Below are 22,932 nucleotides of genomic sequence, written 5' to 3'. Positions count from 1 at the left end.
TACCACCATTACGGTGCGGGAGTACGCTAGGCTGACCACGGCGGACTGTCCTCCGTCCTTGGATGCACACCAAGTATCCGCCTCGGCCTTTACTTGGCTGTGCGAGCTGCAAAGCCGGTTAGGCAAAGGTGGGGCCCACTTGCTTGAGCTAGAAGGACAGACTTGGCTGCGGCTGGATAGTCTGGTGGGCGTGGTACAAACGCCTTGTGGCACCACGCTGGAAGTGCTGCCCAAGACATTTTCAGATGCGGCTGATGTACACAGCAGCCGCAAACTGCTGCGCAAGATGGTGGCAGCGCTGCTGGACTTGCCTAGTAAGGAGGCCTCTACGGCGGCGCTGGAGCGCTTTGATGTTCCGTTAACTGAGTGGGTGATGGCGCAGTTTGTACAGCACCTGCAGCAACTGGTGCAGCAAGGCTTGCGCTCTGACTATGTACGGCTGGAGGAGGAGTTGCCGTTTTTGCGCGGTCAACTAAACACGACTGCGCAGATGCGCCAGCCCTTGACTAGGGCGCATCTTTTTCATGTGCGGCATGATGTTTTCTCTCCCGACCAAGCGGCCAACCGTTTGCTACACCTGGCTTTGGAGCGGGTGCGAAAAGCTACTGCGCAACCAGAAACCTGGCGTCTGGCCAATGAGTTGAGCCACAGACTGGGTGAAATTCCTCTCAGCAGGCAACCGGAGCAAGATTGGCGCGCCTGGGGAACAGGACGCTTGATGACGGGCTATCAGGCCATCAAGCCGTGGTGTGAGTTGGTGCTAGGACAGGGTATGCCACTGGCGCTCAAGGGAGATTCGCTGGGTGTGAGTCTGCTCTTTCCCATGGAAAAGCTCTTTGAAAGCTATGTCACCCGTGCGTTGCGCAAGCAGATGGCAAGTGGATTCATGTTGCATGCCCAGTCGCGCCAGTATTCGCTGGCCAAACATGATGGTCATCCGATGTTTCAGCTTAAGCCTGACTTAGTGGTGCGCGACACCAAGGGGTCTGCCGTAACTGTTCTGGACTGCAAGTGGAAACGGATTGACCAAGCCCGGTGTGACAAAAAGTACAACATTCCGCAAAGTGATATGTACCAGATGCTGGCATACGGTTGCACCTACTTGCAGGGGAAGGGAGAGATGTATCTGGTGTACCCGCGCTGGGAACAGTTTCAGGCAGCGCTGCCTGCATTTGAGCTGCCCCAGGCATTGCGCATGTATGTGGTGCCATTTGACTTGAACAGCGATAAGCTTCTGTTGGGCCAGTCAGCAGCCTTTCTTCAAGCAATTACAACAGCTATGCCAAATTAAGAGTGGCTAACATAACTTGTCTGGAGAGGCAGCTGGATATTCACCAAGCGTTACTGACGTTGGCCGCTGTCATCATTTGCTCTCGGTTCGTGGATAGGTTCCGTTAGCAGGCGTGTCCGCCTTCAGCGTGGAATCGTGTCCACGATGGGATGGAATACGCAGCGACGCCATGGAGGTCTAGCCTCTTTTCTAGGAAATCCAAGTCCATCCTAAGGTATCTTCGGCAGAAATGCGTGCGACGAAGATGCTCCCAACATCCATTTTTTGATAAACAGCCCTTTTTTTCGATAAGAAAACAGCACTTTTTCGCTACAACGATAAGCGCAGGACTCCCCCAGGGTACGCTAGGTCTCGCGGGAGCTTGGCGCACAGCCGGGTCATGGCAATTGTCTGCGTAACTCTGGTGTGGAGACCATGTCTATGTGCCGGAAAGCGGGTGCAATCTTGTCGATTTCTTCCGCTGGAACATCGAAGTTCTCAAAGTAGACACGCCACTCGCGAACGACGCGCCAGATATTGGCTATTATTTCGCACGCCGTGGCTCGGGACAGCGTGAATTGTTCGTGCGATGCTAACGCATTGTCGAGCGTAGCGAGTCTTCCTTGTGGACCAATGCCAAGGTGCAAAAATCGCTCCGTGGCGTGGCTTGGTCGAGGCAATACATCGTAGAGGGGGCTTAACCGCCAACCGGCACATCTAGGCTCCCATACGAACCCGTGGTTGCGCAGATGGTCGTCATCGTTGCTGACCATCACGTTGTAAACCATGCGTTTGAAAAGCTCCGCATTGTCCGCACGGATGCCGCTCGGATGAGCATAACGACGAACCGCCTGCGCTAGGTCGGCATAAGATTTGGTACGTGATTCGGTCTCGTCGCAACCCACCATTGTCAGTCCACTAACGAAGCCCATGCGGTGCTCGGCCCGACTCGCTCCTGGTTCTGTCATGAGCAAGTCCACATCAGCACCCAGCGTCGCGCCAGGTTCTGCCCAGTAGCGGTCGAAGCGTCTGATGAGCATGACCTTGCGGTTGCCCAGTGTACGTACAGAAACGGGTGGCACATGTAATCCAACCAAGGCGGCAAGGCGTAATGCAGCGTGCTCGATGGTCGGTATGTCGAAGCTATCCTTGCGGCTGGAGAACTTGGCCAGCCAGAGCACGCCGTGCTTGTCTCGTATTGAGGCCTTGGGTCGCGCCCCACCCAGCGCTGTTCCATCCAAGAAAATGCTTTCTAGGTGTGCAGGAATGGGCAATCCTTCCTCAATGCGGTCAGCGGCCTCCATGAGGTGTTCGAGCGAGTGCGTGGCGTTGGCACCTTGGACGGGACCGTCGTTAATGGCTTCACGTATGTCCAGCGCACCGACCCGGTCACTGCCTGCGTGCAACAAATACTGGGATTCAGGCAGGCTGTTCGCTGGTACTTTGAGTTTGGCCTCGATGACCCGACGGCCCCATGCGTCCGGTGCAGCGTCCCGAATGCCGCCGAACAGGAGTAACCCATTGGCGGGTAGCAGGCGTTTGCCTCGTATCGCATCACGGTCACGCATGCTTAAGCTGACTGGGTCTACTTCCAACGCATCCTGACGACGGGCGTAATTCAGGCCATAGGCGAAGCTCGACGCGAGCATATTTTGGCCTTCCTCCGTCATGAGCAACTGCCCACATGGTGCCCAGGCTTGACCTAAATGCGCAAAGACCATCAGCTTCAATTGATTAGCTGCCATGAGAATTCTCCCTTCAGAAGTCCAGTTCTTGGAGTTCCCGTGCGTTCAGGTCTCGGACGCGTTTGGTAGCTTCTCGCGCAGCCAAACTGACGAGCGCCGGGTCATTTTCCAACAGCAAGTCCAACAATGTGCTGCCTGGGGCGATAGCGTCCAGATAGCGCAGCACCTGACCCAAGGCAAGGCCGGGCTCCCCTCTTTCGAGACGATAGGCGGTGTTGCGTGATAGACCAGCGCGCAGGGCAGCATCTGCTTGCTTGACTTTTCGAGCTGTACGCAGGCGCGCCAGCAATTGGCCCATGCGCGTGCATTCTAGGAGCAGGTGCTTGGGAATCGCGTAGGACTGCGTTATTTTCATGTTCGTAAAATCGAGCTTTATATTGGTGTGAGATTGATTTAACGAACATTTTATTGTAGCTTGCTCTACCCCTAGTGCTCTCGCTTCGAATTCTCAAGTACGGCAGCTGGCTACCCTACCACCAGGGGCAGCGCTTTTTAGAAATAGTGGCTTGAGCTGCACCTGCTCCCATTGGAGTTCCATGCCGGTGTGTCAGGCTGGGTATGAACACGGAAGCCCCGACAAGGCCTGGTGAGGTGGTGTTGGTGGCTATTTATACCAAGGCCAAGTTCGACAATATGCCCGCCGCTGTTCTGAAGATGTGGAAGGATGCTTACGATGCCTAAAACCGTGAAGATGGACGCTGAAATGCAGGCGTTTGTCAATGATGTGCTGGAGTCGATTCAGCAGGCCAAACGTGGAGAGCGGCGTGTGCATCACGTCACCCTGACAGTTGCAGCACAGGCGCGGGACAAGGTGGGGGTTTCGCAGTCTGCATTTTCCAAGCTGCTGGGGGTGAGCCTACGCACACTGCAAGAACGGGAACAGGGGCTCAGACAACCTTCTGGGGCCGCACAGTCTTTAATACGCGTTGCTCAGGCGCACCCTGAGGTACTACGGGTACTGCGGGAACCGGTGTCGACTAAGGGGTGCACCACTCAACCAACGCGGTGTTTCGGCTGCCTTCGCGGACTGGGCGGTGTAGTTAGACCTGCCCGTTGAGCATGCTTAAGCGGTTCGTTACGCGAGGAGCCATATTGATATGAACCCTGAAACGCTTTACGACCGGTTGCTACCGGTCGTAGCGCCGCCCATGCGCAGCCGCGTTAAGCGCATGTAAGGCCCACCTTGCCATGCAACCTTTGATGGATTTCGGTTTGCATGCTGAGGGGCGCGTCCTGCAACAAGGCAGGCCATTCGGCTTGTGCTTTTTTCACAACCTGCTTGCAGTGCTGAAGCAAACGGGTGGCACGACGAAGCCCGCCGACATGCATTAAGCGCTCCAAATCCGACCAGCTCAGCGCACAGAGATGCTCATCTATTTTGCGATTAATCGCATAGTCTTGCCGGGCTGCGCAGGCAAAGAAACTAGAAACGCTCACCGGGTCGTAGACCGGTGCCAACACCGGGTAGCGGCCATCCGGGTAGAGCAGCGCCCAATTTTTCAAATGTGCATCCGTGTTGCCCAACAGAATAAAAGCGACAAAGCGTGAAAGAAATTCCCGGATATCCTGCTGCGGCCGCTGTGAGTATCTGTCGAGCACCCGCAGCATTTGGCCGTAATCCTTCAATAGCTCGGTGCCGTATTTTTGCCGTGGCGTGAATCCCATGGCTTGGGCGAACTCTTCCATGTGGATACGCCCAGTGCTGCACCTATCAAAGCGTTCCACCGCGAGCAAGTGCTCAAACGGTACATGCTCCGGCAGCTCAGCATCCTGTTTGGAAATAATCGTGGCCTTGGCGCAATCTAATCCCAGACTCTCGCACAGCTGAAAGCCGGTGTACTCGATTTCAGCCAAATCAGGATGCCGAGTCGATGGCAGCTTGAGGATGAAATTGCCAGCATGGCCATGGCGACGCACAACGTAGCGCCGACCATCCTGCACCGCCGAAAACTTTGAAACCACCCCTGGAAGCGAGGCTGCATCCTCTACGGGGACAGCCACCAATTCGGGCTCATGGCCCTCAATGCCCATCGCCCGGTGCCAGTGTTCAATGGCCTGCGGAATACCTTGGCTTACCGGCACAGGCTCCACTTCTATCGCACCCATGAGGTCGTGGCCAGCGGCGGCGAGCAACTCAAACTCATCGTCTTTATCGCATCCTCGCTCTTTGGCCAAGCGGTCTCGGTTGTGGCCCTCAGGCAGCAAATTCTGAAAGTAGGCAGGCCAGCGGCCATCGTTACTCACCAAGCGGCGGTCTCGGCTGGCGCGCAAAATAGCTTGGGTGTCAGCTTCCGTGGCACCCATGTATTGCAGGGACAAAGTAGGCCGATTGGGGTCGTTCGCATACTCATCATCGAAGGAAACCCGCAGCATATCCCCAAAGGAGGAGAGGTAGCCAATGGCTCTGCGAGCCCCGTGTGGCGTATGCAAATACAAGCGCAGGTACTTGATGGCGGACATCGGCGTATCAGCGCAGGAGGTCCACAATCGACTTGGGGGCTTCAATGCCCGCAGGCTGGCCCACCACCTTGCCACCTGATTGGATGAAGTGCTGGACTTCGCGACATAAAGCCTTGGGTACTAGCACCAGCTCTAAGTCCAACGCACGGGAGAGCTCCCAGACGGTGCTCAGCTTGGGGTCAAAGCCTGCCTCGATACGGGAGACCGTCATGCGACTCACACCGGCCCGCATCGCTAACTCCTCCTGCGTCAAGTTTTGAGCCTTGCGCATGGCTTCCAAGTCGCCAATAATGCTCAATGGATTAGTCATTTTTGTACCTATGATAAGTAAGTTTATCATTTAGGGGGTCGTTTGGTGCGAGTCGATACACGACCGCCACGTTGCCGCTGAACGAAATGCTGGACGACTATCGGCAGACACGAAATCTGTGTTCGGTACGGATGCTGCGAATGCCACCGTCCTTTGGCTGGAAGGCTGCTATTGCAGACCTACCGCGTGCGTTGCAGAACTTGACGCCTTTATTTCTGATATTCCGAAATTTCAGTTGATGATGCCCTGATAAGTCGCTATATTTCGGAATATCAGAAATAACCATCCTTGGACTTGCTCCCAGCAATCAATAACTGAAATTCCGAAATGGCCGATTCCTCTAGTCTCCAACCGACAATCCTGACCACACCTACTGCGCTGGGTCCCATCGTGCGTGCGCGCCGGAAAGCCCAGCTGCTGCGCATTGACGACACCGCCGCACTCATCGGAGTATCGGTAGACCTGATGTCGAGACTAGAAAACGGCCACGGTTCGGTCCGATTGGACAAGGCATTGGCCGTGCTCGATGGCCTGGGGCTGATGCTGATGGTACTGCCTAAGGAACATCTGTGGGTACACGAAGCAGCTACGGCCAAAGCAGCTCTCCCATCCTCTGTGACCAGCGACCCCAACTTTGAGGCTCGGCAAACATGACCCACGCACTGCACGTTTGGCCCGAGCGGCTGCACCGCGAAGACATCCTCGGCACAGCACTCTGAATTACCTGGGTCAAATTACCGGATATCCCGCTATTTACGTTTTAGACCAAATACCGCTAAAATACGTTTACTGACATAAGCAGTAAACCCATGCTCCATCGAACGCAACCTCTCGTCATGGCATCCCAGTTGGGAGTCGTCTTACAAGGTACGCGCAAAAACCTCAAACTCACGCAGGCCCAGCTCGGGCAGCGCCTTGGGCTGAGCCAGCGACGTGTGTCTGAACTTGAGCGCGCACCCGGGACGTTGAGCGTTGACCAGCTCTTAGCCCTGTGTGCCCAGTTGGGCCTACAGCTGACCGTGCAGTCGCGCGAGTCGGCCCCACAGACTCCTGACACCCAGACGGTGGAGTGGTAAGCCATGGCCCGTCGCTCAAGCTCCCAGCCGCTGGCTGTCTGGGCTAATGGGGAGTTGGTGGGGCGCTGGACACTTGGCTGAGTCCATCATCGATGGCGTTCGCAAGCAAACCCAACGGCTTCAAGCTCAGCCCAGCATCTAGCGGCAAGGGCTGCATGGTCGCATTTTTAGAAAAATGCTATTTGTGTTGCGCATTTTGGGCTGGATGCAACCTATCGCGGTCTGACTCTGAACCACCCACGGGCTCAGGAAGTGGCGCTATCGGCCTCAGGCTGGTGCTTGGCCTTCTTCTGGCTGAGCTTGTGCAGCCGGGCTTGAACGCGCTTTCTCAGCTCATCACCGACAACACCCGCCGGGTTTCCTTCCAAGTCGAAGCGGTGCGGAAATTTCAACAGGCCGTGCATGTACTGCGACTTTCTAACATGGGCCTCCATCACAGCTTTGATTAAATCGTTAATCACCGTGTTGGAGCAGCCTTGCGCCTCGGGCAGGCTGAGCAGCTGGGCCAGAAAAGTCTTGTGCACGCCAATGACCAACGGCCGGAGACACTCCACGCCATCCACCACCATGGTGTCACGCATCAAGGGCTGGTTGTTCAAATGGGCTTGGACAATCGGCTCCATCTTTGACAGGTAAGCGGCCCGGCGAGCGTATTGCTCTTGGCCCAACAAGCGATTGGCTGCGGCTCTGGCTTCTTTGAGCTCTTTGGCCGAAGGCTTGGCGGCCTTGCTCGCCTTGGGCTGGTTTTCAGTCGGCATGGGCGCAGGCTGGAGCGCCGCAGCATCGGCCGGTGGTGGCTCCTCCGCGGCATCGGAAGGGGCCGGAGCGGCTGGACGTTTTTTCAGCGTGAGGGTAGGTCTCATTTTGTCAGCGAGGGTGTAGGTCTACATACCGGCCATACTATCAAAGGAGCAGGCTCTAGAGCCTCCACAGGTTTGCCACCTCCTCCGTACAACATCGAGTCCCTTCCGGCAAGCACAATGGCAGGTCTGGCGCGGTTAGTATCAGTTTTTAGCCCAAACACTGGGGTGGCGTGTAGCATAAGCCAGGTAGCGTGTAGCAAAAGCCAGCGGGCGTGTAGCATAAGCCAGGAACCGCGTAGCAAAAGCCAGGCTCTTTAGACTTCTTTAGGAAGTCATTAGAAAGGCTTCCTAAAAGTTTATGGGGTTAGGGCTATGGGCTTAACCCCTTTATGCAAGGTTAAGCCGGGGATGTGACAGCCCTATGCCTAAAAATCCTGAAGGCACCTTGCTTAAAGCTGCTGCCCTTGGGCTCGGGGCTACTTGGTGCTCATGCCACCAATCACCAATCTTTTGGATGTTCAGCCCTGATAATTGGTTGCTAATTTCAAAGGAAATACAACTATGGCCCAGACCGCCTCCATTGCCCGTAGAACCTTCCGCTACACCCGCGTGGACTTCACGGCATTGCGCGCTCGGCTCAACAACATTCCCCTCACGCACATTGCGAACCTGTACTACACCGAGGACATGCTCGAGGAGCTAGGGTGCACAACCTTCGAAGCTCTGGGCAAGCGGCTTACCGACCTGTGCCAGCAGCTGGTGCGTCGCCTAGAAACCAAGAACCCGGCGCTGGCCCCCATCCTGGCCACCTCTTACAAAACCAATTCATGGTCTAAATCCGCGATTGACTATCTGGTCCAAGTTGCTGACTCCAACATGACCATGGCGCTGATAGCTGACAAGCTGGACATGTGGTTTAAGCCCCGGGTGGTTCGGGCACTGCGCATGGAGAAAATCAAGACCATAGAACAGCTCAAGGCCTACATCGAGCAACGTGGGGAAAGTTGGTACCGCGCGGTACCCCGCATCGGCGTTAAAAAAGCCCAAGCCATCCAGAATTGGTTCGCTAAGCACCCCCAGCTTGGGCCGCTCAAAGTGTCCCCAGATGAGCCCTCGCGGCACTTGATAGCCGTCACCGGCGTGGAGCTGCTGGCCCCCTTGGAGCATATTGCCAGTTTGCCAGCCGACACCTATCGCCTACATGGCCGAAACCGGTGTGAGAGCTTTTGCCTCATATCCGCACGCAATGACCTGGATGCCCTGAAAGCGTATCTGTACAAATTTCGAGGCCAAGACAAAACCCTGAAGGCCTACCGCAAAGAGTTAGAGCGCTTTCTGCTGTGGTGCTCGTTGGAGCAGAAAACCCAGCTCTCTTCCGTGCTCACCGATGAATGTGAAGCCTACAAAGACTTTCTGGCGAACATTCCAGCCCACTGGATTGGTACGTGGGCCCCACGGCATTCTCATCGCTGGAAGCCTTTTAACGGCCAACTGGCCCCGACATCTCAGCGCTACGCGGTACAAGTCATCCGGGCCTGCTTTGAGTGGTTGGTCAAAGTCAGGTATCTCGGCGGCAACCCATGGGTCACCGTCGCGGACCCGTCAGTAGCTCAGAAAGAGACCTCCATTGAAATTGAGAAGGCCCTGCCTGTAGAACTTTGGACTGAACTCTCCAAGCCGGGTGGACTACTGGATGCGGTCTGTGACCAGTCAGCGCCGATAGCGGGCGAGCGCGTTGGGCCCAAAGATGAGCGGGTAGCAGGCGTCCAGTACAGATTAGCCCGCGCGGCTATTTTGCTCATGGGGTTTTCAGGGTTGCGGCGAGAAGAGGTCTGCCGCGCCTTACGCCGAGACGTGCGTCCGGTTCCCGGGAAGCCACTGTGGGAGCTGAAAACACTGGGCAAGCGAAACAAGTGGCGCACGGTCTTTCTGCCTCCCAGGGTTATTGACGTGCTTCAGGCGCACTGGGCAGACAGGGGACACGACTTTGAGGATAGTGCCAGTGGGCTTGCACTGGTGTCCCCTGTGGTGTTGTCGAATGCTCAAAGTGCCCTGGCCAAGCACCTCACCGCGCCAGAGGGGGAGGCGCAAGGGCTAGGGCTGGCGGGGGCCCCATTTACGCCCGATGCCCTGTACCAAGTGGTGACTAAGACGCTGCGGGCCCTGGCCCAAAACGCACAATTGGCGCTTACCACTGAGCAACGGGATTTGTTGCTCAAAGCCGCACCCCATGCTTTCCGGCACACCTTCGGTACCCATGCTGCTGCCAAAAAAATGCCCATCGATGTCTTGCAACGCATCATGGGGCACGCATCCATTCAGACGACGAGCATCTATGTCCAAGCCGAGCGGGTGCGGATGCTCGAGGAAAGCAGCAAGTTTTTTGCGGATTGATTGGGATAGGGGACAGCTCTAGGCTGCGCCCCTCTCACACCACCTAGTAAGGGGTGGTGCGAAACTTTCGGGCTAGTTATACGAAAGATACCTTTCCCAATTTTCTTAGATTTTTTGAAGTTTAAATTTTCTTCATAGTTTTTTCTCAATTAATCTAAAAAAACTTGCAAATAATTTATTCTAGAGATATGCTGTCGCACATGTTGACAATGTGGGACATTTATGGCTCGGGCAATTGATTTCAAAACGTCGGTAGCGCTCACGCTATCTAATCTAGATGTGTCTGCAAAAAAGCTGCAGGAACTCTGTGGACGCGAGAAGCCTGCAGGACAGCACCACATGCGATATCTGCCATCGGATATCCGCGCTGCGAGGTATCGGGCAGCAGGTATCGAACCACCGGCTATCAGCCAGCTTCCTTTGATAACCAAATTGCCGCCGGTCATTGTCACCCGGATGACCAAGGGTGGCGTCGGAAAAACGAGTATTTCTGTCAATGTCGCAGCAGCGATGTCAATGATGGGCTACCGCGTCCTGATGATTGATGCAGACCCGCAAGCATCCGCATCCAACTTACTCGGCATAGAGACTGCCGTCTACGACACCGACATCCTGCACATTGGCCATTTTTTGAGGAAATCGACCAGCTCACCGGATGAAGACCTCTCTAGTGCAATCAAACACATCTATCAGGACGGCTTACTGGACCTGATTCCGTCTGACATCACCTTGGCTGAGACAGACGCCAGTTTGGTTGCTGTGATGTCGAGCCACACACGTGCTGAGTTGTTCTTGAATCGAAACAGCACATTCTTCGCCCAGCATTACGACGTCATAGTAGTCGACACCGCACCCGGAACCACTCCCATTGGGCTTGCCTTCTCGTTTGCCGCAAAGCAGTCCGGCAAAGTTTTGACCGTCGTGGAACCTGAGGGTAGCTGCCTCCGGGCGCTGGACTCTCTTGCATCCAACTTGGCTGAAATTAAAGCCGTCACCGGTGCAAATATCGGGATGGAAGTTGTCATCAACAAGTACCACCCAAGTCTGAAACACGTGCGTGAATCAATGGGCTTTTTGTACTCAAAGTATGGCAGCATGCTCAATGACTCTATCATTCCGCAGTTTTCAGGATTTGCGCGTCAGCTCAGTCCGGCTGCAAAAGAGGACACAGGGCCTCTGGTGGAATTCGAATCGAGCTCCGTGGGTGCCGCTGCAGTGATTGATGTAGCCAAGAGCCTCATCCGGAGCTACGGTATTACCATGCCTGGCCTGCCGGCAGGAGAGGAATGATGTCGAAGCCCCTTCCAAAACTGTCTGGCCTCATCAAGTCCGGTGCCGTGGTGCCTGCGACACCAATGTACGGACTTCCAGACATCCCTGGTCCTGTTGCCCGTGATGAAACAACGCCCCTTATAGAAACCCAAGATAAAGTAGCCCCGCCAGAGACCTCAAATGGGGGTCGCAAGCTGACCACGGTCAATGTCAACCTGATTGACCCCAATCCGCTGGCACCGCGCGAAGTCTACACACCGGAAATGATTCGAGACCGGGCTGAAGACTTGCGAGTCCAAGGTCAGCACGACCCCATACACGTTATACCCAATCCATCCGCTGCTGGTCGCTTTATCATCTGCGACGGCTGGACTCGTGTCCAGGCATGCCGTGAGCACAAGGTGTTCGACACCTTGCTCGCAGAGATTCACACCGACCTTAGCATGCAGGAGTCGGCTTGGTTTGGTTATGAACAAAACGAAGGCAGGTCTCAGCACTGCGACCTAGACCGTGCGATGTTCTATGAGAAGCTCATCGCAGCCGGGGAAACGGCGGCAGAAATTGCCCGCAGGGCCAAGCTATCAAAAACAATGATGAGCTTTTACCGAGCCTACGGGAAACTGCCCGAAGATGTGCTCGAGATTATTCGCCTCCATCCGGGTAAGTTCGGTGCTACAGAGGCGTATCAGCTCGCGAAGCTCTACGACAAAGCTGGCATTAGAAAAACGGTTTCTCTTGCGAATAAGTATGCGAGCGAAGACCAGACGCAGCGCTGGCTGACGAATCAAGTTCAGGCTCTGCTAAATCCAAATGCCCAAAAAGCCAAGACGGCTGGCAAGACTATTCGGTACGCAAACGGCGTTTACAAGCAGCGTGGTGACTCTTTCGAATTGGTCATCACAGTATCTGCTGAGCAGCGCGAGGCCTTCGCCCAAGGGCTGGAAGAGCTCTTGGAGATAGCTGCGATTGCACCAGCCACCGCAGAAGATGCGGATGAAAAACACGTAGAGCTATGACTCTGTTTAGTCAACTAAACACCGAGAGAACCTCATGACCAGCGAGATTGGTAAGACTCGGGCTCTACCTCGAATCGGAGCGGAACCGTTTAGTCAACTAAACTCCGCATCCCTTGTGCACTCTATCCGACCAGGGACTAATTTTTTGACTGAAACTCAAGGACACTTGTGCACGCCCAGTAACTGTGCGTTTAGTCAACTAAACACTTTGGCTCGTCTGATGACCCTTATCCACAACAACATGCACTCAGCTAACCTACGTGCTAGTTTGTGGTCAAAATGTCTAGGCCTCACAAGACTTAGTCAACTCGCTACCTAAACCCAGCTGCCGAACCCCGCTTAATGCGGGGTTCGGTGCATTTGGAACCATGAATTTGGAAAACTCACATGAAGTAGCCTAAAACGCCCCGTACAAACAAAAACCCCCAGAGCGCCAACTCTGAGGGTTTCTAGGAATTTTGATGAATCCCAATCACTTAGCCTAAACCGACGCCAATCGGTCAAAAGCCTCACAAACGCGTGAATTTTAGGAAAGTGGTCGCTTTTCGTCAAGGAACTTCGTATCTTGAGAGAAAATTGTGATGACTGCTATCGTCCCTACGGTTTACCCATCGCTCATCAGCCGGGCATGTGCCGCCTTAGATGAATCCCCTGTTTTCAAAGAAGTACCTGATGGTTACATCCGCGTCATTCTGCGAATCATTAAGAAAATCAACCTAAAACGGCCGGATTCTCCAATTGTGGCTAGTCGCGCCAAAATTGCTGAGGAATCAGGAAAATCAGTTGAAACAGTTCATCGCGTAGTCCGCTGGCTGGAGCTGCGCGGACTGATAAAACGCGAGCAGCGGGCCAGACCCGAGCTGCGCGGTTCCAGCTCACCACTTATCCCGACGGAGAAACTATTAGATACACTTTTACTGTCTAAGCAGGCCAAGGCGAGCGTCAACGACAAGTATCCATCGAAGATTTCGGACAGCCAACTCCCCAATCAGTCCAGCAGCCCACCTCTGCGACAGAATGGCAGGTTTGAGCGTATTGGCAAGGTCATGTTGCCGACAGACCTTGCTTGGCTGGTCAAGGAGCAAGGGATGCACTGCTCAGGCGTTCTACAACTCATGAAGCTTGCTAGTCAAGCGCAGCAACGCCTCTCCACAGTGGTCGCTGCGACAAGGAAGTACCTTGAGGGTCTAGAGGGGAGAGCTCTCTACGCGTACCTACGTGCCTTGTTGACCAAAGGAAAGGACTTTGGCAAGCGTGCCACAGAGGAGGCCCGCAGCGCTGCCGACCTCGAAGAGCGCGAGTACCTCAAGCATAAAGCAGAAGCCTTGGCTGGCCGAACATTCAAGAGCCGCGATGACAAACTGCTCGTCATGGTCGATAACTTAGGAATGCTAATTGAGGTAAGGGATGGGCGACGCTTGGCTCGACCGTTCTGCAGAGCATTTGTTGAAGCTATCGAAGCAGGTCGGCTTCGTGCAGTTCAAGGTGTTTACTTGTGACCTGTGGATAACTTTGAGACGACCAAGTGTCAGCGCAGACAGCTCTAAATCCAAGGTTTTTCAAACCTACAGTCTTACAGAAAACAGCCGGGCGATGCCAGCGATTTTTTGAAAAGCCATTAACCTCGAAGTCTTGCAGACTTTGCCAGCCTGGAAAGCGAGCTCATGGCCCGACGTAGCTGGAAAATTGGGAGCCGCTTTGTTGCAGGATGTCGTGATTCGGGCCATGACGGTTTCAGAAAATGCTGGCGTTCGGGCTCTGCTCGTGCATGCTTTGAATGAACAAGCGAAAGCCTTTTATCTGCATTTTGGGTTTCAACCATCGCCGACGGACTCGATGATGCTGAGGCTGAGGCTGAGGCTACAGACCCCAAGTAAGTTCTCTTAGCCCTGTAGGGTTTGAGGATTTTTGTTCATCAGGACAGCGCCCCAGATGGACTTGCGCAACAAAGCCGCCCAGAAAGGTCAAGTTTTGTTTGGTGTACCGCTGGCCTTGCAATTGATTCCACTTTAACCTCCCTACGCTTATGCTCCCGAACTTTAAAAAAATGGGGTTGACGGCTTTGCTGGCCACTATTCTCACAACGCAGGCAGAAACCTTCCCAGAGGTGCCAACCCCGTCTACGACCGAGATGCTAGTTCAATCCATGGGTTTTGCCGCCGAGTTCAAAGCACAGGCCCAGCGAATGCAGTCCCTGCCACAGCATGCTGAAAAAAATTCACCCCATGTGCTAACGCTAGAGAAAAAAATCATCAGCCTGTCCGAGACTGCATTAGGTGGGGCGATTGCACGTGCTTTGGAGACCGGCTTATCCGCCTCAGATAAAGCCCTGATTGCTGCCCACTACCAGTCCAGCCTCGGTAAGAAGATGACCCTCCTGGGCGAGCAGGCACAGGCGGCTGCAGCTGCGGATAAAAAAGTCTCAGCCACCGTGCGCTTGGCTGCTTTACTGCAAACTCTGAGCCCTGACGAGCGTAGAGCCTTAGAAAAATTTGCTGCTACCGGTGCGACCGAACGGTTCGTGAAGTTGCTGGAAAGTGAGACGTTTGACCACGCTTTCCGGCGGGAAATAGATGCTTTGCCAGTCACCGGGCAGTGAGCTAGGCACAAAAATTTCAGCGACTGGGTGTACAAACATGGCGTCTACCGTACGCACCGCACCAAGTTTCTGGATGAAATCGCCCGCAGCAGTGACCCTCACAAGCGGATGTTTGCGGTGATAGACAACGCTAGCATCCGAACGCCCCTCAATCGTACCTAATTTTGAGATGAACACCTCTGACCTCTCCACTGTCCTGTGGACAATAAGTCAGTTCATTCATGCTCTTAATCGGTTTAATCGGCTCAGGACAGGTCGGCACCGTTACACGCTGGTCTTCGCCGCTACCAGATGAGATTGGCGCAGCCTCGTTGTTTGACCAAGAAAAGGAAACATACTCCTTGCTGCTACGACAAAAGCCAGTGACCATGGAAAAATCCATGCCGCCGCCTATTGAAACACGATGCTGGGTTTTACGGCCTTGTGCATCTTCACATTCAATCTGGTAGCCTTTCCCGGCGTTTGCGAGACTCGCAATCGTCGACCCTAATAGCAGGGTACAGGTAAAACCAAGAAGCTGTTTGCGTCCGATGGACATGATGAGTGGTAAGTAAGCACGCGGGACTGATGTGGAATTTTTTGGGTGTCTCTCCAGTGTAGTCACTTCCACGACGGTTGCGCGGGCTTACTTACCTCTGATGGATTTGCCCCATTTTGACGGCTTTGTTGCACGAAGTTGTCTGAGGCCAGTTGGTTGTTTTGTAGTGCGTGGCTCGATGGCTGGCTTCACTCATGGTGCAAGCTTACTCCCAGTCGGAGAGCCTTTGCAACAAAGCCGTTGGGAGCTCGAACACCGATGCGAAGAGCTCTACAAGTCTAGTGGCCAACAGAAGCTGTTGTGTTCACAGACTCGTGCCACTGCCCACCTCTATTGCGACGTATTGGTTTGCACGATTGCTTTGCCGCCGGGGAGCGAATAGCTCACCCTGTCAGCTGTAACCGAAATCCATTTATTGGACCGTAACTGCACCAGTAATTTCTCAGCCAAGGACGCATCCAGTTTCTGGTGTTCCAGGGTGGTCTTGATAGTGTTCAAGAGCTTGTCCACGCTGGTTGGCAGCGAGCTTCCCCGCTTCTTGAGGTTATCAACCACGATGGCTAGTGGGGTGCCTGGCTTGGGCTGTGGACTGACGGGCTTGGTGGGTACAGTTTTCGTAGGCAAATTTTCAGGCGCAGCCGTTTTGGCCGGGCAGTGAAATTTGCCCCGCTGCTTGAGGATGACCTCGAGCTTTTCTTTCAACGACATACGGCCCAGCAGGGTGTTCAGCGTCTTACAGCAGACGACAAGGTTTTCGTCGTTGTCCTTGCCACCGTGGGTCTGGGCTACAAGATGTTCAAGGCTGGCCTCTGCCTTGGCCAGCGGTTGTTTGCAAAAAAAGCAATCCCCGCCCTGAGCAAACAGAAGCCTATCAATTGGTTTGGTCGCCATCTCGGTTTGAGTCCCTTTTCTGTATCATGCCAAGAACAGTAATCATGCATGCCATCAGCGCCACCCAACCTAGAGTTGCGGCTGAATTGTGACTATAAGACTAGTAACAAAAGGTCCGTAAGGCTGCTTTTTGCGGGTCTCACTCGTTTCGCGAATACACAAAGCGTGCAAAGATTTCTGCCGGTTTTCCTCTGAATTCGTACAGAACACCGTGCTGGCGGTGACCATCGCAAATAATAAGGAGAGGGTTTGATTTCCACTGAACAGGTTCTAGACCCGGTGCAGCTTGAGCCTGACCGCCGCCAGCATTGGCTTGCACGTCTGAGTACATGGCGTGCCTTTTCGGTAGACGTTGAAACCGTTCCTCAAGATGACAATCGTATCTTCAAGCTGGGAGCAGTTCGCAGCTTAGACCAGCGTGGCCTGACGCTCTCCGCGAGCACGTTGACAGCCGCAGACCTTGTTCAAAAAGTCGACGAACTGGCTATAGATTCAAGGCTCCTGGTGGGCCACAACCTGCGGCGCCACGACCTGGTTGAACTCAAAAAACAGTATCCGACCTTGCAGTGCCTGCACCTGCCTATGCTGGACACGCTGGAACTGTCCACAATTGCTTTTCCGAACAATCCCTACCACCGACTGGTCAAAGGCTACAAGCTTGTCTCCGATTCTAAGAACGAGCCCGAACGTGATGCCCGTATCACGCTCGACCTTCTCGTTGACGAACTGGTTGCTTTGGAAGAGATGTGGCGAAGTGACGAAGACTGGTTCGCTCTGCTTCATTTCCTGTTACGCCGCGATGGGCCGTTATGTAGCTTGCTGGGAGAAATACGAACTTCGACAGCGCCCGAACCTCAGGCCGCACAGGACATTGCATTACGAAAATTTCAGAACAAGTGTTGCCAGACAGCCTTGCGCCAGTTAACGGAAGGCTTCTCCAAATTTTCTGAAGAAGCGGCCGAGGCGCAAACTGCACTCGCCTATGCCTTGGGATGGATTCGAGTCTCAGGAGGGAACTCAGTATTGCCACTTTGGGTGAGTGAGACCATGCCCACCGTGTTTGGGCAGGTGGAGCACCTGCGGGAGAGAGACTGCGGCGACCCTACTTGTACCTATTGCCAAACGCAGCACGACCCTGAAGCACTACTGAAGTCTTATTTCTCGAAACCCAGCTTTAGGGATAAACCGACAACTGCGGACGGTGCGTCCTTGCAGCGGGCCATTGTTCAAGCGGGTCTCCAGCGCCATAGCTTGCTTGCTGTACTTCCGACTGGAGGAGGAAAGTCCATCTGCTACCAGCTTCCAGCACTGGCGCACTACTGGCGAACTGGCAAGCTCACTGTCATCGTATCCCCACTTCAATCCTTGATGAAGGACCAGGTGGATAACCTAGTGGCGGCTGGCGTGCAATGCGCGGTCACCATCAATGGCCTCCTCACCCCAATCGAGCGCAGAGCAGCCTTGGACAAAATCCGTCTTGGAGATGCTGGCATCGTTTTGGTCTCGCCCGAACAGTTCCGGAGTCGAACGTTTTGTGATGCCATTCGACACCGACAAATTGCCACTTGGGTGTTCGACGAAGCGCACTGCCTTTCCAAGTGGGGGCATGACTTTCGCACGGACTACCTCTATGTGGCGCGATACATTGGTGAAAACTTCTCGGCCCAAGGTGCCCCTATTGCGTGCTTTACAGCTACAGCTAAGCTGGATGTGGTCGAAGACTTGTGCGAGCACTTCCAAGACAGTTTGGGAATTTCCCTTGAAAAGTTCTTGGGTGGCCATGAACGCACCAATCTCACGTTTTCGGTTGTGCCTGCGACCAAAGCAGAAAAGGCGCAGCGCATCCTAGAACTGATTCGGGAAGACCTTAAGCCGGATGGAGCGGCCATTGTCTTTTGTGCCACGAGGAAAAATGCCGAGTTCTTTGCCGAAATCCTTGAAAAGCATGGTGTCGTCAGTGGTTGTTTCCATGGAGGGCTAGCCTCTGATAAGAAGAAGGAGGTGCAGCAAGACTTCCTCAGCGGCACGCTTCAGGTCATAGCTGCGACGAATGCTTTTGGAATGGGGGTGGACAAACCCAATGTACGCCTGGTCATACACGCTGACATCACGGGCTCCCTTGAGAACTATCTTCAGGAGGCCGGACGCGCTGGCCGCGACGGCGAGTCTGCACACTGCGTGCTCCTCTTTGATGAAGAAGATGTTGAAACCCAGTTCAAGCTCTCAGCCGGTTCGCAGCTGAGGTACCAGGACTTCAACGGTCTATTGCGCGCCATCAGAAAACGTTGTGAGCGGATGAAAAGCTCAGAGGTTGTTGTGTCAGCAAAGGAACTGCTTGCTGAAAGTGAGGGCACAACTATCGAGGTCGACTCGCGAGACGCCGCAACCAAAGTGACTACAGCAATTGCATGGCTTGAACGCAGCGGTTTCCTCCAAAGAAAGGAAAACCGTACGCGTGTTTTCCCCAACAGCCTGAAGGTTGCTACCTTGGACGAAGCGCTAGACAAGCTGGAAAAAGCAAATCTGAATGCAAAAGCGCGTAAAACTTATGCAGCAGTTGTCGAGCATCTCTTTCGCAGTGACGCTCCCGATGGCCTGAGCACTGACGAGATGATGCTGGAATCGGGCGTTGCTTGAGGGGAGTTGAGATAAAGAAAGAGTGAGCGGCGCGATAAATCGGGATTTATTGGGCTACTGCGGCATGACGTGGGATAGAACTATAGAAATCTTTTTCCCCACATGAAAATCGAAACTCGGGATAGCAAAAGTGCCGATTTGGCACTTTTTCTTTTTCTGGAGGGGATGGCCCGCACTGCACGTCCCATTGTGGAACATTTACGTGGTCGGGGTCACAGGTCTTCGGTCAGGAACAACTGCAAGGTCTCAAGAATCAGTGCTTGTTCCTGCGGGTACAAATTGCCATCAGCTTTCACCGGCAAGTAGGGGCGGGCTGGAATTTTGACTTTGTGGCCGCCACCAGCTTGGCCGCCGAACTGGTGGATGGCAGCATAGACCGGGGTGGCAGTGACGGTGAGAACGTTGTTTGATACCTGTGGCACGATCTGGCGACGTAGCTCGCCGGTGTCGATCAGTGGTTTTTTGCCTGCTACCCGTGCTTCGCCCCGCTTGTTCAAGCTGCCATCTTTCTTGCGGTGGCCTTGGCCCAAGCGTAGGGAGTAGATACCCATTGTGGTGGGGCTGTTGGCTTCCCAAGGTGTGCCGTCCGGGCCGGTGCTGGTCTCGAAGCGGCGCTTGGTGCGTTCGGTGATGTCGTCGCCAATGGCTTGTAGCACGGGGGCCATGTTGCCAATACGCCGGGTTAAGGCTTGCAGCGTGGCGAGTACCTCTCGGTCTTGGATGGTGATGGTAATCATGGATGCTTCAAATTGACGCTTTTACGATAATCGCCGCAAACACGACGTCCCCAATTTCTTCTAGAATCAACCTACCTCTGGTGCTGTGTACCCCGATGGGAAGGGGACGAGGGACGAAAGTCCTCCGTGTATGTTGGTTCGAGTCCAACCCGGCATCAGAGGCCTCGGTTTAGGTTCCGTTAAGCGGAAAATACTTAGGCTCTAACAGGTTGGCTGGCTCCACCAGTCCCCCAGTGCGTACAAAGTTAGACACCAACTTGGCGCGCACGCCATCAAACCAGCCTTTTTCGTTGTAGTTGATCTCCACTGCGAACTTGCCCACCTTGGAACCAAGATCAATCGCGTAAATCAGGTTCTTCTTCACCTTGTCCCAGTAGGGCGTGGCTTGCGCCAGCAACGCCGGAAGCTCGCGCCACACCTCATGTGGGATGGCGGCACCGCGTCCGGTCTTGTCATGGCGGATGGCGTGCAGCAGCTCGGTGTCGCGTATCCAAACTGCAGCGTTTTCTAACACCACGCCTTGGCTTTGCAGTGCGGCTACCGTTGCTGGCTCTAGGGTATGGACGAGGGTGGCGATACCTTGGCTGCGCATGCTGGCGAACGTGGCATCAGCCACCGGCTGCCATGCAACAAGCCGTTCTTGTAACAAGGTGGGCTTCAACGCTTCCCACATTGCCGCGCCAATCGGTGCATTCAAGCGGATCAGCTTGTCGTCGATCAGGCGCTGAAAGCTTTGTTTGACACCCGCCCCCAGCGCATAGTCAAACCCCTTATCTATCCCCAGCATGGCCCCGGTTTTGGGGTCGATGGCGTCCCAGCTCGCTGGCGGCTCACCCAGTCCGGCACGGGCGCTGGCTTCGCCTTCTTTGCGACTCACAGAGGTAATGCGGCATTCGCAGCCCCAGCCGTTGGGGGCGAAGTGGGTTTGCCAGAAGGGGTGATCGTGCGGCAGGGTCAGGCCATGCCAAGCCAGATGCTGTGGGCGCGGGTGTGCTACGCCATCGCTGTGGATGTAACGCCAATATGGGCGCAGGCGCAGGTAATCGGGGTCGGTGAGTTGGCGATAGCGGCCAGCAGCGTAGCTATTGGCCATGTTGGTTTGGTAGATGATGCGGGTACGCCATGCTTCACCGGCGGCGCTGCCTTCGCCCGTCCAGCCCGTCCAACCGTGCTTGGCAACGATGGCCAGAAACTCGCGTTGAAACTGCGCTACACCCATGCCCATTTCTGCCGCCCGTGTCACTGCCCCCTGCAAATCGGCCAATAAGTCTGCTTTGGCAACCCCGGCCACCATGAAGGCGCGGTCATGTGCGGCACGCTGAATGTCGTCCCAGCGTTCGGTGGGCAAGCGCAGTTTTTGCCGCAGAAAATCAATTTGATCGGCCCACGGTGTGCCAAAGCCGATGTTCAGGGGTGCGGTGGGCATGGGTTCAGCCTTCGGACTGCACGGCAGCCATGCCTTTGAGTTCTGCCAGTGCCAGCGCAGCGGCCATCAGTTTGACCAGCTCGGCACTGTCGAGGTGGCCGTAGGCTTGCACCAGTGTTTGCTGTACCTGCGCGAGGTCTTTGGCTTGTGCAACCAATGCCTGCAATTGCTCCACCATGCCAGACCATACCGGCGCGGTGCTAGTCAGCAGTTGCTTGGTTTCTTTCTGGAGGGGGTCGAGGGCGGGGCCGCCTGCCGCAGCGGGTTCGGCAAAATTGGGGGGGCTTGGTGTGTTTTGTGGTGTGCTCGGTGATGGTGACGCCTTCTTTTTGTGCCAGCCTTCACCGTACTTGGCCCGTACGGTATCTTCGTCCAACTCGAATCCCATATCGAAGACGATTTTGTCGGCCTCGGCAAGCGCTTTGGTGTCGTCCTCGTCCTTGATCTGGCGATAGACGAGGCAAGGTTCCAAGCCGTTGTATTCGCAAATCCACGCCAGCAGGGTTTCGTTGAGGGTTTCTGAGAGCAGGTCGCTATCGGCCTGCGTCAGGTCTTGGCGCACGTCTTGGCGTTCCTTGCTGGCCGCTGCCAAGGCACCGCCACCTGATGCACGCGACTCCTGCCCAGTCAGTACGGCCCCAATCCAGTCGTCCATGTACTCACAAAGCTGTTGTTGGGTGGTGACGTTGCCTGAGAGCTTGCTTTCGAGCAGTGCAATCTCCATGCCTTCGGGGGTCATCAAGTAGCCATCGTTGCTCATGGCGCGCAGGGCATCGGCCAGTGTGCCTTTTTCTTTCGGGCCAGCGTTGCGGGGGTATTTGCCGTGCGGGGTTGGAGAGCCAAAACGGTCGCACAGCTTGTTCCAAGCGACGATGCCTTTGCGCTTGAAATACACCGGCCAGAATAGTTGCAGGCCCAAGCCAGTGCCGTAGGGATTGTCGTCTTCGGGGTTGACCCGGTGAACGATGAATTTGCGCTCTGGTACCGGGGTGCCAGTGAGCATGTTGTCGCGGGTCAGGAGGTGCAGCCAAGGGGGTGTTTGGTCGTCTGCTTGCACATAAACGAAGCGCCGCTGCGCCCGTTTGGTAATCCGGGCCGGTACGACCAAGCCATCGCGTACCGTCCAGACAATCTCGGCCACGGTAAATCCGGCCAATAGGGCTTCGAGCAGGTCGGAGCACAGCCGGTCAAAGTTGCAGGCTTTGAGGATAGTGGTCACGACTTCGGTATCGGCGCTGGCTTTGGCATGGTCTTTTTGCCGGGGTTCCACTTGCCAAGGTTTGCCGATCAGTGCAAGTTGGCGTTTTTGCAGGCCAGCAAAGACTTTTCCGTCGCGCTTGAGGTCGCGGTACAACTCGACGCTGCCGTTGCCACGCTCTAACAGCAGGGGGTCGTTGGTGCGCAGCACGCCCATGTAGTGCTGCTCAAAGGGGTCGCGTAGGCGGTGGGCAAATTCGGTATCGAGTTCTGGCCGCTGGGGTGCTGTCATCGGGGTGTGGCGGGTGGGCTGGGTGCGTTTAGCCATAGATGAAGTCTCCTAGTGGCTGGCTGCTCTCACGCGGGCCTCCGCTTGTGTATTCAAGGGGCGCTGTGGGGTTGGCACCCGCATGGCGTGCCAAAGCTAAGGCCCAAAAGCGGTCGGCGTGGCCGTCCCCTTCGCTTTCGGCAACGAAACGGATGTTGCCTGCCGTTGTGGTGGTTTTTTGCACTTTGCGGAGGTCGGCGCGAATTCTGGGGTCGTCCGGGATGCGTACCAGT

General features: G+C 55.0%; 21 protein-coding genes and 1 pseudogene. 11 read left to right on the top strand and 11 right to left on the bottom strand.

The genetic code is table 11. From position 1 onward, the window contains the following. Nucleotides 1-13: 13 nt before the first annotated feature. Complete coding sequence (locus BMX55_RS14140) at nucleotides 14-1,291, top strand: McrC family protein (protein WP_281242847.1); 1,278 nt, start codon at nucleotides 14-16, stop codon at nucleotides 1,289-1,291. A gap of 377 nt (nucleotides 1,292-1,668) precedes the next feature. On the opposite strand, the gene BMX55_RS14135 is transcribed toward BMX55_RS14140, so the two are convergent. Continuing rightward, nucleotides 1,669-3,015, bottom strand: coding sequence for a type II toxin-antitoxin system HipA family toxin (locus BMX55_RS14135; RefSeq protein ID WP_091458813.1), 1,347 nt, complete (start codon nucleotides 3,013-3,015; stop codon nucleotides 1,669-1,671). 13 nt (nucleotides 3,016-3,028) lie between these two features. Next, entirely contained in the window at nucleotides 3,029-3,370 is a 342-nt protein-coding gene (locus BMX55_RS14130) for a helix-turn-helix domain-containing protein (RefSeq protein ID WP_245751488.1), read from the bottom strand. A 203-nt stretch (nucleotides 3,371-3,573) separates the two neighbouring features. Between BMX55_RS14130 and BMX55_RS16875 the strand changes: the two genes are divergently transcribed. Beyond that, nucleotides 3,574-3,696, top strand: coding sequence for a hypothetical protein (locus BMX55_RS16875; RefSeq protein ID WP_281242846.1), 123 nt, complete (start codon nucleotides 3,574-3,576; stop codon nucleotides 3,694-3,696). Continuing rightward, nucleotides 3,680-4,072 carry a helix-turn-helix domain-containing protein gene (locus tag BMX55_RS14120; RefSeq protein ID WP_342707695.1) on the top strand — a complete coding sequence of 131 codons (393 nt, stop codon included), beginning with the start codon at nucleotides 3,680-3,682 and terminating at the stop codon, nucleotides 4,070-4,072. The genes BMX55_RS16875 and BMX55_RS14120 overlap by 17 nt, the downstream gene beginning before the upstream one ends. A gap of 104 nt (nucleotides 4,073-4,176) precedes the next feature. Here BMX55_RS14120 and BMX55_RS14115 read toward each other — a convergent pair whose 3' ends face one another. Beyond that, nucleotides 4,177-5,475 (bottom strand): type II toxin-antitoxin system HipA family toxin, encoded by a 1,299-nt coding sequence (locus BMX55_RS14115; RefSeq protein WP_091458811.1) that lies wholly within the window; start codon nucleotides 5,473-5,475, stop codon nucleotides 4,177-4,179. A gap of 7 nt (nucleotides 5,476-5,482) precedes the next feature. Further along, the gene (locus BMX55_RS14110; protein ID WP_091458809.1) at nucleotides 5,483-5,785 is read right to left on the bottom strand and encodes a helix-turn-helix domain-containing protein; all 303 of its coding nucleotides are present in this window, start codon (nucleotides 5,783-5,785) and stop codon (nucleotides 5,483-5,485) included. A gap of 327 nt (nucleotides 5,786-6,112) precedes the next feature. Between BMX55_RS14110 and BMX55_RS14105 the strand changes: the two genes are divergently transcribed. Beyond that, nucleotides 6,113-6,439 (top strand): helix-turn-helix domain-containing protein, encoded by a 327-nt coding sequence (locus BMX55_RS14105; RefSeq protein ID WP_091458807.1) that lies wholly within the window; start codon nucleotides 6,113-6,115, stop codon nucleotides 6,437-6,439. A 155-nt stretch (nucleotides 6,440-6,594) separates the two neighbouring features. Next, nucleotides 6,595-6,861, top strand: coding sequence for a helix-turn-helix domain-containing protein (locus tag BMX55_RS14100; protein WP_091458805.1), 267 nt, complete (start codon nucleotides 6,595-6,597; stop codon nucleotides 6,859-6,861). 245 nt (nucleotides 6,862-7,106) lie between these two features. Here the strand turns inward: BMX55_RS14100 and BMX55_RS14095 are convergent, their stop codons facing one another. Continuing rightward, nucleotides 7,107-7,724 carry a ProQ/FINO family protein gene (locus BMX55_RS14095; protein WP_091458804.1) on the bottom strand — a complete coding sequence of 206 codons (618 nt, stop codon included), beginning with the start codon at nucleotides 7,722-7,724 and terminating at the stop codon, nucleotides 7,107-7,109. A gap of 501 nt (nucleotides 7,725-8,225) precedes the next feature. Here BMX55_RS14095 and BMX55_RS14090 point away from each other — a divergent pair. The 5 genes from BMX55_RS14090 (at nucleotide 8,226) to BMX55_RS14065 (ending at nucleotide 14,945) form a co-directional block, all read left to right on the top strand. Next, the gene (locus BMX55_RS14090) at nucleotides 8,226-10,058 is read left to right on the top strand and encodes a phage integrase family protein (RefSeq protein WP_091458802.1); all 1,833 of its coding nucleotides are present in this window, start codon (nucleotides 8,226-8,228) and stop codon (nucleotides 10,056-10,058) included. A gap of 222 nt (nucleotides 10,059-10,280) precedes the next feature. Continuing rightward, the gene (locus tag BMX55_RS14085) at nucleotides 10,281-11,348 is read left to right on the top strand and encodes a ParA family protein (RefSeq protein WP_091458800.1); all 1,068 of its coding nucleotides are present in this window, start codon (nucleotides 10,281-10,283) and stop codon (nucleotides 11,346-11,348) included. After that, the gene (locus tag BMX55_RS14080) at nucleotides 11,348-12,346 is read left to right on the top strand and encodes a ParB/RepB/Spo0J family partition protein (RefSeq protein ID WP_091458904.1); all 999 of its coding nucleotides are present in this window, start codon (nucleotides 11,348-11,350) and stop codon (nucleotides 12,344-12,346) included. Before BMX55_RS14085 ends, BMX55_RS14080 begins: the two co-directional genes overlap by 1 nt. Before the next feature lie 581 nt (nucleotides 12,347-12,927). Then, nucleotides 12,928-13,845 carry a helix-turn-helix domain-containing protein gene (locus BMX55_RS14075; protein ID WP_091458797.1) on the top strand — a complete coding sequence of 306 codons (918 nt, stop codon included), beginning with the start codon at nucleotides 12,928-12,930 and terminating at the stop codon, nucleotides 13,843-13,845. A gap of 527 nt (nucleotides 13,846-14,372) precedes the next feature. Continuing rightward, nucleotides 14,373-14,945 carry a hypothetical protein gene (locus BMX55_RS14065; protein ID WP_143059686.1) on the top strand — a complete coding sequence of 191 codons (573 nt, stop codon included), beginning with the start codon at nucleotides 14,373-14,375 and terminating at the stop codon, nucleotides 14,943-14,945. 148 nt (nucleotides 14,946-15,093) lie between these two features. Here the strand turns inward: BMX55_RS14065 and BMX55_RS16285 are convergent, their stop codons facing one another. Both BMX55_RS16285 and BMX55_RS14060 read right to left on the bottom strand, forming a co-directional pair. After that, complete coding sequence (locus BMX55_RS16285) at nucleotides 15,094-15,483, bottom strand: hypothetical protein (RefSeq protein ID WP_143059685.1); 390 nt, start codon at nucleotides 15,481-15,483, stop codon at nucleotides 15,094-15,096. A gap of 330 nt (nucleotides 15,484-15,813) precedes the next feature. Further along, nucleotides 15,814-16,374, bottom strand: coding sequence for an HNH endonuclease (locus tag BMX55_RS14060; RefSeq protein WP_091458793.1), 561 nt, complete (start codon nucleotides 16,372-16,374; stop codon nucleotides 15,814-15,816). A 249-nt stretch (nucleotides 16,375-16,623) separates the two neighbouring features. Here BMX55_RS14060 and BMX55_RS14055 point away from each other — a divergent pair, with 249 nt between their 5' ends. After that, nucleotides 16,624-19,011 carry a RecQ family ATP-dependent DNA helicase gene (locus BMX55_RS14055; protein WP_245751486.1) on the top strand — a complete coding sequence of 796 codons (2,388 nt, stop codon included), beginning with the start codon at nucleotides 16,624-16,626 and terminating at the stop codon, nucleotides 19,009-19,011. A gap of 212 nt (nucleotides 19,012-19,223) precedes the next feature. Here the strand turns inward: BMX55_RS14055 and BMX55_RS14050 are convergent, their stop codons facing one another. The 4 genes and pseudogenes from BMX55_RS14050 to BMX55_RS14035 all read right to left on the bottom strand — a co-directional run. Next, nucleotides 19,224-19,748 carry a phage virion morphogenesis protein gene (locus BMX55_RS14050; protein ID WP_091458791.1) on the bottom strand — a complete coding sequence of 175 codons (525 nt, stop codon included), beginning with the start codon at nucleotides 19,746-19,748 and terminating at the stop codon, nucleotides 19,224-19,226. Between the two features lie 169 nt (nucleotides 19,749-19,917). After that, nucleotides 19,918-21,174 (bottom strand): phage head morphogenesis protein, encoded by a 1,257-nt coding sequence (locus BMX55_RS14045; RefSeq protein ID WP_091458790.1) that lies wholly within the window; start codon nucleotides 21,172-21,174, stop codon nucleotides 19,918-19,920. A 4-nt stretch (nucleotides 21,175-21,178) separates the two neighbouring features. Further along, nucleotides 21,179-22,699 (bottom strand): DUF935 domain-containing protein, encoded by a 1,521-nt coding sequence (locus BMX55_RS14040; protein ID WP_218144510.1) that lies wholly within the window; start codon nucleotides 22,697-22,699, stop codon nucleotides 21,179-21,181. Continuing rightward, nucleotides 22,692-22,932 (bottom strand): annotated as a pseudogene (locus BMX55_RS14035) (phage terminase large subunit family protein); the annotation flags it as partial. The pseudogene BMX55_RS14035 and the gene BMX55_RS14040, both read right to left, overlap by 8 nt.

Source organism: Giesbergeria anulus (assembly GCF_900111115.1).
In the GTDB taxonomy this organism is placed as follows: domain Bacteria; phylum Pseudomonadota; class Gammaproteobacteria; order Burkholderiales; family Burkholderiaceae_C; genus Simplicispira; species Simplicispira anulus.
Note: the sequence above shows the minus strand (reverse complement) of the source record. Positions and strands in the feature narration are given on the sequence as shown.

Bases quoted from the DNA above. Each gene is read 5' to 3' on its own strand.
- BMX55_RS14135 (WP_091458813.1), bottom strand. From the start codon at position 3,015: ATGGCAGCTAATCAATTGAAGCTGATGGTCTTTGCGCATTTAGGTCAA.
- BMX55_RS14130 (WP_245751488.1), bottom strand. From the start codon at position 3,370: ATGAAAATAACGCAGTCCTACGCGATTCCCAAGCACCTGCTCCTAGAA.
- BMX55_RS16875 (WP_281242846.1), top strand. From the start codon at position 3,574: ATGAACACGGAAGCCCCGACAAGGCCTGGTGAGGTGGTGTTGGTGGCT.
- BMX55_RS14120 (WP_342707695.1), top strand. From the start codon at position 3,680: ATGCTTACGATGCCTAAAACCGTGAAGATGGACGCTGAAATGCAGGCG.
- BMX55_RS14115 (WP_091458811.1), bottom strand. From the start codon at position 5,475: ATGTCCGCCATCAAGTACCTGCGCTTGTATTTGCATACGCCACACGGG.
- BMX55_RS14110 (WP_091458809.1), bottom strand. From the start codon at position 5,785: ATGACTAATCCATTGAGCATTATTGGCGACTTGGAAGCCATGCGCAAG.
- BMX55_RS14105 (WP_091458807.1), top strand. From the start codon at position 6,113: ATGGCCGATTCCTCTAGTCTCCAACCGACAATCCTGACCACACCTACT.
- BMX55_RS14100 (WP_091458805.1), top strand. From the start codon at position 6,595: ATGCTCCATCGAACGCAACCTCTCGTCATGGCATCCCAGTTGGGAGTC.
- BMX55_RS14095 (WP_091458804.1), bottom strand. From the start codon at position 7,724: ATGAGACCTACCCTCACGCTGAAAAAACGTCCAGCCGCTCCGGCCCCT.
- BMX55_RS14090 (WP_091458802.1), top strand. From the start codon at position 8,226: ATGGCCCAGACCGCCTCCATTGCCCGTAGAACCTTCCGCTACACCCGC.
- BMX55_RS14085 (WP_091458800.1), top strand. From the start codon at position 10,281: ATGGCTCGGGCAATTGATTTCAAAACGTCGGTAGCGCTCACGCTATCT.
- BMX55_RS14080 (WP_091458904.1), top strand. From the start codon at position 11,348: ATGTCGAAGCCCCTTCCAAAACTGTCTGGCCTCATCAAGTCCGGTGCC.
- BMX55_RS14075 (WP_091458797.1), top strand. From the start codon at position 12,928: ATGACTGCTATCGTCCCTACGGTTTACCCATCGCTCATCAGCCGGGCA.
- BMX55_RS14065 (WP_143059686.1), top strand. From the start codon at position 14,373: ATGCTCCCGAACTTTAAAAAAATGGGGTTGACGGCTTTGCTGGCCACT.
- BMX55_RS16285 (WP_143059685.1), bottom strand. From the start codon at position 15,483: ATGTCCATCGGACGCAAACAGCTTCTTGGTTTTACCTGTACCCTGCTA.
- BMX55_RS14060 (WP_091458793.1), bottom strand. From the start codon at position 16,374: ATGGCGACCAAACCAATTGATAGGCTTCTGTTTGCTCAGGGCGGGGAT.
- BMX55_RS14050 (WP_091458791.1), bottom strand. From the start codon at position 19,748: ATGATTACCATCACCATCCAAGACCGAGAGGTACTCGCCACGCTGCAA.
- BMX55_RS14045 (WP_091458790.1), bottom strand. From the start codon at position 21,174: ATGCCCACCGCACCCCTGAACATCGGCTTTGGCACACCGTGGGCCGAT.
- BMX55_RS14040 (WP_218144510.1), bottom strand. From the start codon at position 22,699: ATGGCTAAACGCACCCAGCCCACCCGCCACACCCCGATGACAGCACCC.